Source organism: Eubacterium album (assembly GCF_025336545.1).
In the GTDB taxonomy this organism is placed as follows: Bacteria; Bacillota; Clostridia; order Lachnospirales; family Lachnospiraceae; genus Eubacterium_U; species Eubacterium_U album.
In genome coordinates this window covers 1-9,017 of sequence record NZ_JAODBU010000016.1, presented here as the reverse complement: position 1 = coordinate 9,017, position 9,017 = coordinate 1, and the positions used below count along the sequence as shown (strand labels likewise).

The following is a 9,017-nucleotide window of genomic DNA, read 5'->3' as shown; positions in this document are numbered from 1 at the left end:
TTTTAATTTCCTCTTCTATTTTTTCTTGTTCACCTGCCGATGTAATTGAACATAAATGCCCATTTTTTCCAATTTAAAATGGTTACATTAATGTCATATCCAATTTTCTTGTAATCTTCTATGATTTTCTTTTCTATTGCTCCATTCATCATTGAACGCAATCCTTCAACATTTTCCATTACCACATATTCCGGCTTAAGGCGTTCAACAATCTTCTTCATTTCCAAATACAAGCTATTTCTTTCATCAGTTATTACCCTGTTTCCCGACATTGAAAATCCTTGGCATGGGAATCCTCCAACCACCAAGTTTACATGTCTTTCTCCTATTTCATCATAAAGCTTTTGCTTAACTTCCTCTTCCCTTATGTCTCTAGTTTCTACGGTTTCATTGAATCCTTTTTGTTCAATGAAGTTGTATTTATATGTTTCCACTGCCGCATCCATTATTTCCACAGATGCCACAGGTGTAAAGCCAGCCATAAAAGAAGCATATTCTAACGTAATTTCAGCTAGAATATGCTTCTTTTTATTCTTCTCGCAATTTTATATTATGCTACCACAAAATCAACATCTTTCTATCAAGCGTAAATTGGTTCAAAATCATCTGCGCCATGTCCACAAACTGGGCATACATAATCTTTAGGCAACTCACTTCCTTCATATACATAATTGCAGATTTTACATCTCCAGCCTACTATTTTTCTTCCGTTACTTTCATCATCCTTTTTAGGCTTTGGTTTTATTTCATTTTGATATTGTGCATAAGTCAATGGTTCTTTTTCACTTAAAACTTTTGCATCTGTAACTTCTGCAATAAACAAAGTGTGTGTTCCAAGGTCATGCTTTTCAACAACCTTACCACTTATAACTGCACATGACTGCCATCCAAGATAAGGAATTCCTTCATTATCAGTTGGTGGTGTAATATTTGAGAACTTGTTCACATCTCTTCCTGATTGGAAACCAAAATGCTTTATAGACTCAAACGTACAATCACTATCTAAAATGCTAACTGCTAAAATTCCGCTCTTTTTAATTAATTCACATGTATAATTACTGTTAAGCACCGACACGGCTATTCTAACCGGATTATTAGCCACCTGAATACATGTATTTGTAATACATCCATTAATCACATCCCCTGCCTTAGTGGATACCATAAATACCCCATAAGTCAAGTTATAAATTGCCTTCTTATCCATATTAATTCCTCCAAATTTTATTTATGTTCACTGTTCTATTTAGTTATTCTGTATTTTCTCATTAGTGCCTTCTGGTATTCCTCATCATTTACTGCTTTTTCTAGTTATTCATATTTATTTTCTGATATTAGCATTTTTATCAGCTTACTCATATCGTCTATTCCTTCTTTTCTTCCTTCTTCCTTTCCATTCCTATACTGCTGATTTAATTCCATCTGATATGACATATACTCTCGCCTCCATTGGTCATTTCTTTTGGCTTCAAACACTTTCTGATCAATTTTCTTAGCAAGTTTGCTTTCCGGTTCTTTGCCATCGAAATAATCTAATAATAATTTCAACTCTTTGCTTATGCCGCTTCTATCTTCCTTGGTATTTAAGAAAATTTTATGCGTTCCGTCATTTAATTTTAATTCCGGCTTATTAATACATATATTTTCAAATTCATACATACTTTTATTGCTTTTAAAAAAATCAAAAGTGCAAATAAAAATTACATAACTTGTATTAAGTATATCATATGCTTCACCTTTTTCAATCAGGTTTAAATCAATAATATCCTGATAATATCGTGATCTTTTAGGTAGTTCTTCATATTTTGTCGTTTGCATTTCTAAGTTAAAAACCGTATTTTCATCATCTTCAACATATATGTCCAGTCTTACTCCCTTTGACCCCAATGAAATTTGAATTGTATCCTCATAATCCAAATATTTTATCTCTCGAATTTTAATATTTAATATCTGTTCCAACATTGTCTTACATAAATCTTTATTAGACATTACTTTTGCAAACATAAATGAATCCGTAATATCCAATTCCTCATACTTTTTCATCAATTAATGACCCTCCATTAGCTCATTATATTTACACATACAATAAACGACGTTACGCAAATTGTCAACTTTTTGTTTGTGCTACATCTCAATATGGTTATTTCTTTAATCCTACATTTTTTTCTCCACATCATAATAAAAGGCGTTCTATGAAGCTATTACACCATAGAACGCCTTTTATTAACTTTTTAATCGTCTAATATATATATCAATTAACATTATTACCTATATCCCTATAATTGGTTAATCATAATATTCATATGATATTTTTTTCTTTTTCTATCATAAACAATATCTACATTTCCGATTATGTCTCTGTATTCAGAAAGAAAGCTTCTAATCTCGTTTATGTCTCTTGATACTGTTTTTTTAGATACATCATATTTGTAGGATAACTCCTGAGTTGAAAAATATTTGTCATTAATCCCCATATAAAATATATCTAAAATACGATGTATTTTGTTATATCTACTCATAGCAATTATGCTTACTGATTATTTTTTTCTTTTAAAAACTGGAATATTGATATAGCCAAAATTATAATACCTGCAATAATTATTAAATATCCACCAATTTTCAATGATACATCTACACTTGCGAAATCTGATTCGCCATGTAATGATGTACTAAAAAAGCTATCATAAATAACCATTAAGAAATTAACTGCTGCAGGTGCCAATGTAAATATTTTTTTTCCTATAACTGTTAGTACACAAACCGCTACAATAAAAATAATTGAAATTAGTCCATGACTTCCCATATAATTAGTGCCGGCTGAACTTGAGAACTCTCCAACATTTGCCAGCAATTCCTTGCTGGACAAGAAATCATCCATCGATAAATAATAAGCTCTTTATTTGTGAGAATAAATAATTTGTGCGTTTTTGTTTCTAAATCCATTTTCAGACAAATATGACTTAATTTCATTTATATCTCTTGATACTGTCTTTCCCGTTACTGAATATTCGTCTGCTAACTGTTTTACTGACACAAATTCTCCTCTAAGCAGTCTAAAAAATATATCTAAAATTCTATATTTTTTGTCAGGTAATTCCATAAATAAACACCTCGCTCATATATTGATTTAGAAGTTATCATGCTAAGATTACCGTCTCAATTTCAAAATTGAAATTTAATCTAATTTCAATCCACTAAGTAAACTTCCTAAAGAAGTTCCAATACTTTCCACTTCCTGCATGTTGTTTTTTATTTCCTCTTCTTCCTGAATTCTTTTTTCTTCCAACAAATCTTTAATACTTAAACTTATCTTTCCGCCATCATTTTTAATGACTTTTGCCTTCACAATCTGTCCTACTTCCAGAGCTTCTTTTGGAGATTTAATATGATCCATGGAAATCTGTGAAATATGCACCAAACCTGTTACATCGTTTCCTAAGTCTACAAAAGCACCATATGGCTGAATAGATTCTACTTTTCCTTCAACAACAGAACCAACCTCTATCTTTGAAACAGCCATCTCTCGCTGCGCCTTTCTGGCAGCTGCACTTTCTTCACGAAGAATTTCTCTGGCTGATAAAACGAGTTTGTTTTTTTCCATATCCGCTTCAATAACACGAACTCTAATATCTCTGCCTAACCAATCATTTGTATCTTCCACATGATTAATATCTAATCTGCTAACCGGGATAAATCCTCGGACACCTTCCACTAAAGCAATCACACCTTTATTTACGATTCCAGAAATCGTAACCGACAGAATAGTTCCTGCCTCCTTATATTCATTAATCTTTTCCCATGCCAACAAAGTATCTGTATCATACTCTCCATTTCCCATATGTGCATAAGACTCCTCTAATGCCTGTCCTAAATCTTCCATTTTTTCTATTTGGTTTTCTGCTACATTGTCCATTGTTTTTTCTTCCATTGTGCTTCTCCTTATCACAAATTTTTATTTATCTGGAGTCATTGTATCATATTCTCATATAAGGTGCAAAAAGGAGTTTTGTTGCTACTGATACTATTTACAATCTAAGTGCAATCTCAATTTTAACTTTAATTATAACAACAACTTGTTACAATATGCCATTCTATATCATTAAGATTCCAATTCACCATAAATTATGATAAAATGAAACATAATAAGTGATATTTAGTCATTTTACATTGAACGAAATAAGATATACATTATGATAAAAAGGAGGACATTACATTTATGGGAAGAAATTCTGACACAATTATTATGGCATATAAGCAAGCAGATGCCGATGTAACTGAATTAATAAAATATATTGAATCCATTTCAACTCCATAGGAACTTAATGATTTAAAATTACCATCATTAGTTAAAAACCTTCAAAATAAAGATTCATCTATTTCTCAAAAGTATATTAAAGGTGCTTTAATATTAGGTTGAAGTGTTGCTATTGCTATTGGTACGTCTGTTTCAACCGGTCTACTAACCAGTGGAATAATACCATTACACTAACTCAATTAAAAGAATATTTAAGAAAATCTGCATCACTTCACGAAGTAAGAACAAGAAAAATTATTATGATTTCTGAATATATTGCATCATCAGTAAATGCAATAGTTATAGGTGGAATTGAGGTTGTTGCTGCTGTAACTTACAATGAGAAATTAGCCGAAGAAGCTGTAAAACGAATTGATATTGGTGGTTACATTTCTACTATAATTCATTTATTTAGTGATATTAGATTTATATCTAAAATAAAGAAGGATTTTATTGAAAAATCCATTGAAGAAAATTATAAAGAAAAACTTGCTAAAGTTAAGTAATTCTAAAAAAATGAATTAGTATAATTTGATATGAGTTGAATAATACACTCCAAATATGTATTATTTAACTTAACATCAAATAGAATATTCTATTATGCAAATTGTCTTCTAAAAATAAACCTTTTATGGATAATACTTTAATTAGGAGGTATATATTTATGTATGACTATAATATCTGGCCAGAAAATAGTCCAAAAAAATTTAAGTATGTATGTAAAATAATCGAAAAAGAGTTTCCAGGCATTGAAAAAGAAAACCTTCTCATAGACGTAGATGGTTCAACTATTCAAACTTACATACAGCACGGTAAAACTATCAATGTATTTGACGATTATGATATCGGGGCAGTTTTTGTAGAATCAGAAATTGATTTGAAATTTATATTTGAGTATATGAAACAAAGTGAACACTCAATAGAATATTGAACCCTGGCCCCAACCTGATAGATTATTAATTTATATATTGACTAATCCATTCATCAAGAAACTTCCTTTGCTTTTACATATCTACAATTGTTGAAATAAAATAATAATTTATTCAAATTTAAAGTTATCAATCCGGCATCTTTTCATTAATTTCATCCAATAAATAAATTGTTTTATATATCTTATTACAACTCTTACACTGCCAGTCACAATTATTCTTTTTAGCCTTTTTATGTAGTAACTCCAGTTTACTGCCACATATTGGGCATTCCGACTTTTCATATTTCCATAAACTTTTCAAAAAATTTAGAGCCTCATTTCTGTTTTCAAAATTAAGGTCGTTCAATATTACTCTATCCAAGAAATTTACCTCCTAAATTAGAATTTGCACGTTTCTACAAGCGATGCGCAGCTACACTGAATTGGCTGACGGGAGCTTGCTCACAGTCAGACACATTCAAGTGTTGATGCATAGCGCGACAGCGCGACATGAGCATGAAGCAAAGCGAAATGCGAATGCATCGCGTAGATAAACTGGAAGTTATCGTCTTATCAATATGCCTTTCATATATTCTGTTTCGTTATGTGTCTGATACACAATCTGTTTTTCTTCTTCTGTGCATCCTATCAATATCTTTATTTCCGAATCTCGTTTCATTAAATCAACAATACACATTATAGCATCTATCTTCTTTTCTCCAGAACCAATCCAAACATCAATACCTGCCCCATCCATTGATGAAGTATTTTTTAAATATCCATAATCAACCTTATATATAAAATCGGGATATTTCGGATGTGCAGTTCCTTTTGGTCTATCTATAACAATTTCCGAATTATCTACTAATGAATCCAACGCTCTCCAAAAATCATTATTAAAAGTATTCATATATCCTCCACCAATTTATATCATTCTATGCTATACTCTGAATGAAATATAATTTCTTTTCCCTTACTTTTAGCAAACTCTATTTCTTTTGAAACCTGATTGCCAATATATCCTTGAATATCAACAACATAAATAGCATCCGAGAGTTCAATTTTCCTAAAATGCGCATTTTTGAGAAAACTTCTCTCCTTTTCCGAAATCTCCAAATTATCCGTATTATATACGCATTGTAAAACATTTAAATCATGTTTCGTTTCTAACAGAAATGCTATTCTTTGCATTTCTTTCTCAAATTTCATGCTTGCACATATTGTAACTGTCTTCATAACTTACCTCGATAATTCCGAAGTTAACAATTAAGCCATCCTTTTAGTCGGCTAAACACTTCTTCCTTATCTTTAACAGGTATTACCGCACCCTTATTCAACGCATAATGATGACCAAACTCGCTATCAGTATAGGTGCTCCCGTTGAGCACAATGGGCTTATCATATCTTGGCCTTACGTGAATATGAAGATGAGGATTAGGCGCTGACTCTTTATAGAAATTGTTCATCAAACAACTCCAATTACATAGAGTTGCTCCTAAAACAGTTTTTAAGCATGCCTCCATTTTACAAATCAAATTGCGAAGCTCGTCCCATTCATCATCTGTTAGCTCTGACAATGAATTGCAATGACGATTCAAAACCAATATACAGCGTCCAATATAATCCTGTTCATCTGAAAGGAAAACAGACCATGATTTACTTTCGTACACCTGAAACTGTTTATCTTCTTCAGACAAGTTACACCAATCACAATTATCCATTTTATTCACCTCCAAATACCGATTTCTCAATCTCAAAAATTGGAAATTGTCAAACACTTTTTTTTAATGCTATCTTTATTCGCATGCCAAATGCTTGAAACAACTATAGCTAAAACAGTTCTTATTCCTTATGCTGTCTGTATATTTTCTCTCTAATAAAAATTCTCAATTCAAAGAACAGCATAAATAGAGTAGCAACCAAAAATCCAATCATCAATATTTTATGGCAGATTACAAAATAAACAATATATGCTACGATAGCCACCAGGTATACAATCATCAAAATGTGCCACTTTTTAGCGGAACTATCAGTAATTATTTTCTTTTTTACGGCAACATCATCCTTAATCAGCTCGTCCAAACTCAATCCAAATTCATCGCTAATCGCTATTATATTAGCAATATCGGGAATACCTTTATTAGTTTCCCATTTTGTAATTGCTTGTCTTGATACATTTAGTCTTTCAGCAAGCTGCTCCTGTGAAAGACCTGCCTGCTTTCTGCGTTCTTTGATTTTTTCTCCTAAATTCATTTTTTAGTCCTCCTTATTATTTGGTAAACTCATTATAACGATTTTCGAGTTTTTAACAAGAAACCGCCATTTACAATGCCTGCTACAATACGTAGCAGGCATTGTGTACGATTACTTTACAAATGAACAAATGCGATTTTTACTTTGTAACTATAACTTTTCCTTCAGAGTCCAGGAGAGGTGTGACACCAGCTCCATATCCAGACTTCCAACAAAGGTAATTAACTCCCGTCTCCTTATCTACAAGAATTTTAATATTACTCGACATGATGAAAAATTTTTAATATTTGATTTTTTAATCTAACATATATTATTTCTCTCCAATACTTTGTATTATAAAATCAATCAGATTTACAAATTCCGATTTGTCAAATTGAAATCCACCAACACACTCCAAATTTATCAATAACAGTAGCACAACAACTACTCCATGGAAGTTCATGAATAGGTTCAATAATCACTCCTCCATCACTCAAAACTTCAAATGCGTTATAAACTGCCTCCTCAGTACCCATTTCAAACACATTAAAAGTCATAGTTTCCCACTTGTTCTTATGTACTATATCAATATCACATGGATTTGAAGCTTCGGCTAATGCCAAAAAACCTTCTCCATTAACAGACAACTCGCAATGCTCATAAGCAGTGTTATTCTTATTTATAAATGCTCTAGTAATCTCTGCTCCAAATGCCTTACAATAAATTTCTGCTGCTTCAAAACTATTTTTTACATAAACCTGATTATAATTTTTCATAGTTAATCTCCTTTTTCAGTTTCATAAATTGGAAGTTATCGCTCCGTCAATCGAAAGCTTCACACACCTTCAAACTCAACTGCATACTACGATAAGCTTAATAAAACTCGGTTAATTTTCTGTCAAGTTCGCTTATTTCTTCATCAGAAGAAATCTCTCCTAACAAAGCAATTTTTTCAATTTCTTCTCTATCTATTCGCAATTTTTCAATTTGCTCCAAATATTCTTCACCTAATGATACCCCAAATATTGCACCATACTCCTCACGTACCACATTGCTAAAATAGTCTGGTTGCATTTCATAATGAGCAAGACCTAACCATTCAGGAACACAATCAATTCCCAACTCCTCTTTAGTCTCTCGTATCATTGCCTCTCGCATGGTTTCACCTTTCTCTGGGCAGCCACCAAATATTTCCCAGCCTTTTCGCCAATGATTGAATCCCATAAGATAATCTTTGCCTATCTTTACAACAATTAGGCAGACCGTTATAGGTGAAAACTGCAAAGCTGCATCCTCTTCTGAAATTTTTACAAACTCTAATAATTTATTTCCAGATTGGTCTATTTCTAACATACATGTCTCCTTTCACAACTTCAAATTCCGATTTTGTATTTTACCTAATATTACAATTCATTGTATCATATTTTCTTTCCAACCACCACAATTCTCCAATCATCTCCTTTTCCACCTAAAATAAAATTTTAAATTCCACTCTCCTACCTTACAGTGGAATTTACTTTTACATAAGTGGAATTTAACCTTTCACACCATTTTCATCTACCCATTTGCATATTTGTTTCTTCC

General features: G+C 31.8%; 16 protein-coding genes and 1 pseudogene. 2 read left to right on the top strand and 15 right to left on the bottom strand.

Going from position 1 to position 9,017, the window contains the following annotated elements; genetic code table 11:
• Nucleotides 1–29: 29 nt before the first annotated feature.
• The 7 genes from N5B56_RS13110 to N5B56_RS13080 form a co-directional block, all read right to left on the bottom strand.
• A complete protein-coding gene (locus N5B56_RS13110; protein ID WP_260979160.1) occupies nt 30–482 on the bottom strand; it encodes a DNA cytosine methyltransferase in 453 nt (150 codons plus the stop codon).
• 98 nt (nt 483–580) lie between these two features.
• Nucleotides 581–1,204 carry a flavin reductase gene (locus tag N5B56_RS13105; protein WP_147586097.1) on the bottom strand — a complete coding sequence of 208 codons (624 nt, stop codon included), beginning with the start codon at nt 1,202–1,204 and terminating at the stop codon, nt 581–583.
• Between the two features lie 104 nt (nt 1,205–1,308).
• Nucleotides 1,309–2,040, bottom strand: coding sequence for an Rpn family recombination-promoting nuclease/putative transposase (locus tag N5B56_RS13100; protein WP_260979159.1), 732 nt, complete (start codon nt 2,038–2,040; stop codon nt 1,309–1,311).
• Nucleotides 2,041–2,273: 233 nt separating this feature from the next.
• Nucleotides 2,274–2,516, bottom strand: a complete 243-nt coding sequence (locus tag N5B56_RS13095; RefSeq protein WP_260979158.1) for an HTH domain-containing protein — start codon at nt 2,514–2,516, stop codon at nt 2,274–2,276.
• An 11-nt stretch (nt 2,517–2,527) separates the two neighbouring features.
• Complete coding sequence (locus tag N5B56_RS13090; RefSeq protein WP_260979157.1) at nt 2,528–2,875, bottom strand: hypothetical protein; 348 nt, start codon at nt 2,873–2,875, stop codon at nt 2,528–2,530.
• 18 nt (nt 2,876–2,893) lie between these two features.
• Nucleotides 2,894–3,097 carry an HTH domain-containing protein gene (locus tag N5B56_RS13085; protein ID WP_260979156.1) on the bottom strand — a complete coding sequence of 68 codons (204 nt, stop codon included), beginning with the start codon at nt 3,095–3,097 and terminating at the stop codon, nt 2,894–2,896.
• 75 nt (nt 3,098–3,172) lie between these two features.
• Nucleotides 3,173–3,925, bottom strand: a complete 753-nt coding sequence (locus N5B56_RS13080) for a S1 RNA-binding domain-containing protein (RefSeq protein WP_260979155.1) — start codon at nt 3,923–3,925, stop codon at nt 3,173–3,175.
• Nucleotides 3,926–4,410: 485 nt separating this feature from the next.
• Here N5B56_RS13080 and N5B56_RS13075 point away from each other — a divergent pair, with 485 nt between their 5' ends.
• Together N5B56_RS13075 and N5B56_RS13070 are read left to right on the top strand one after the other, a co-directional pair.
• Nucleotides 4,411–4,797: a hypothetical protein gene (locus N5B56_RS13075; protein ID WP_260979154.1), complete on the top strand. Its 387-nt coding sequence runs from the start codon at nt 4,411–4,413 to the stop codon at nt 4,795–4,797.
• A gap of 158 nt (nt 4,798–4,955) precedes the next feature.
• Nucleotides 4,956–5,222 carry a hypothetical protein gene (locus tag N5B56_RS13070; RefSeq protein ID WP_260979153.1) on the top strand — a complete coding sequence of 89 codons (267 nt, stop codon included), beginning with the start codon at nt 4,956–4,958 and terminating at the stop codon, nt 5,220–5,222.
• A 127-nt stretch (nt 5,223–5,349) separates the two neighbouring features.
• Here the strand turns inward: N5B56_RS13070 and N5B56_RS13065 are convergent, their stop codons facing one another.
• The 8 genes and pseudogenes from N5B56_RS13065 to N5B56_RS13030 form a co-directional block, all read right to left on the bottom strand.
• Nucleotides 5,350–5,583 (bottom strand): hypothetical protein, encoded by a 234-nt coding sequence (locus tag N5B56_RS13065; RefSeq protein WP_260979152.1) that lies wholly within the window; start codon nt 5,581–5,583, stop codon nt 5,350–5,352.
• 180 nt (nt 5,584–5,763) lie between these two features.
• Nucleotides 5,764–6,111 (bottom strand): inorganic pyrophosphatase, encoded by a 348-nt coding sequence (locus tag N5B56_RS13060; RefSeq protein ID WP_118030781.1) that lies wholly within the window; start codon nt 6,109–6,111, stop codon nt 5,764–5,766.
• 20 nt (nt 6,112–6,131) lie between these two features.
• Nucleotides 6,132–6,437: a hypothetical protein gene (locus N5B56_RS13055; protein ID WP_260979151.1), complete on the bottom strand. Its 306-nt coding sequence runs from the start codon at nt 6,435–6,437 to the stop codon at nt 6,132–6,134.
• 23 nt (nt 6,438–6,460) lie between these two features.
• A complete protein-coding gene (locus N5B56_RS13050; protein ID WP_260979150.1) occupies nt 6,461–6,922 on the bottom strand; it encodes an HIT family protein in 462 nt (153 codons plus the stop codon).
• A 121-nt stretch (nt 6,923–7,043) separates the two neighbouring features.
• A complete protein-coding gene (locus N5B56_RS13045) occupies nt 7,044–7,454 on the bottom strand; it encodes a helix-turn-helix domain-containing protein (RefSeq protein WP_260979149.1) in 411 nt (136 codons plus the stop codon).
• A 139-nt stretch (nt 7,455–7,593) separates the two neighbouring features.
• Nucleotides 7,594–7,707 (bottom strand): annotated as a pseudogene (locus N5B56_RS13040) (DUF6440 family protein); the annotation flags it as partial.
• A 115-nt stretch (nt 7,708–7,822) separates the two neighbouring features.
• On the bottom strand, nt 7,823–8,209 hold the full coding sequence (locus N5B56_RS13035) for a VOC family protein (protein WP_260979147.1): 387 nt from the start codon (nt 8,207–8,209) through the stop codon (nt 7,823–7,825).
• A 97-nt stretch (nt 8,210–8,306) separates the two neighbouring features.
• Nucleotides 8,307–8,786, bottom strand: coding sequence for an NUDIX domain-containing protein (locus N5B56_RS13030; protein ID WP_260979146.1), 480 nt, complete (start codon nt 8,784–8,786; stop codon nt 8,307–8,309).
• Nucleotides 8,787–9,017: the final 231 nt, after the last annotated feature.

Excerpts from the sequence above, each read along its gene's own strand:
- N5B56_RS13110 (WP_260979160.1), bottom strand. The coding sequence starts at position 482 with ATGGCTGGCTTTACACCTGTGGCATCTGTGGAAATAATGGATGCGGCA.
- N5B56_RS13105 (WP_147586097.1), bottom strand. The coding sequence starts at position 1,204 with ATGGATAAGAAGGCAATTTATAACTTGACTTATGGGGTATTTATGGTA.
- N5B56_RS13100 (WP_260979159.1), bottom strand. The coding sequence starts at position 2,040 with ATGAAAAAGTATGAGGAATTGGATATTACGGATTCATTTATGTTTGCA.
- N5B56_RS13095 (WP_260979158.1), bottom strand. The coding sequence starts at position 2,516 with ATGAGTAGATATAACAAAATACATCGTATTTTAGATATATTTTATATG.
- N5B56_RS13090 (WP_260979157.1), bottom strand. The coding sequence starts at position 2,875 with ATGGATGATTTCTTGTCCAGCAAGGAATTGCTGGCAAATGTTGGAGAG.
- N5B56_RS13085 (WP_260979156.1), bottom strand. The coding sequence starts at position 3,097 with ATGGAATTACCTGACAAAAAATATAGAATTTTAGATATATTTTTTAGA.
- N5B56_RS13080 (WP_260979155.1), bottom strand. The coding sequence starts at position 3,925 with ATGGAAGAAAAAACAATGGACAATGTAGCAGAAAACCAAATAGAAAAA.
- N5B56_RS13070 (WP_260979153.1), top strand. The coding sequence starts at position 4,956 with ATGTATGACTATAATATCTGGCCAGAAAATAGTCCAAAAAAATTTAAG.
- N5B56_RS13060 (WP_118030781.1), bottom strand. The coding sequence starts at position 6,111 with ATGAATACTTTTAATAATGATTTTTGGAGAGCGTTGGATTCATTAGTA.
- N5B56_RS13055 (WP_260979151.1), bottom strand. The coding sequence starts at position 6,437 with ATGAAGACAGTTACAATATGTGCAAGCATGAAATTTGAGAAAGAAATG.
- N5B56_RS13050 (WP_260979150.1), bottom strand. The coding sequence starts at position 6,922 with ATGGATAATTGTGATTGGTGTAACTTGTCTGAAGAAGATAAACAGTTT.
- N5B56_RS13045 (WP_260979149.1), bottom strand. The coding sequence starts at position 7,454 with ATGAATTTAGGAGAAAAAATCAAAGAACGCAGAAAGCAGGCAGGTCTT.
- N5B56_RS13035 (WP_260979147.1), bottom strand. The coding sequence starts at position 8,209 with ATGAAAAATTATAATCAGGTTTATGTAAAAAATAGTTTTGAAGCAGCA.
- N5B56_RS13030 (WP_260979146.1), bottom strand. The coding sequence starts at position 8,786 with ATGTTAGAAATAGACCAATCTGGAAATAAATTATTAGAGTTTGTAAAA.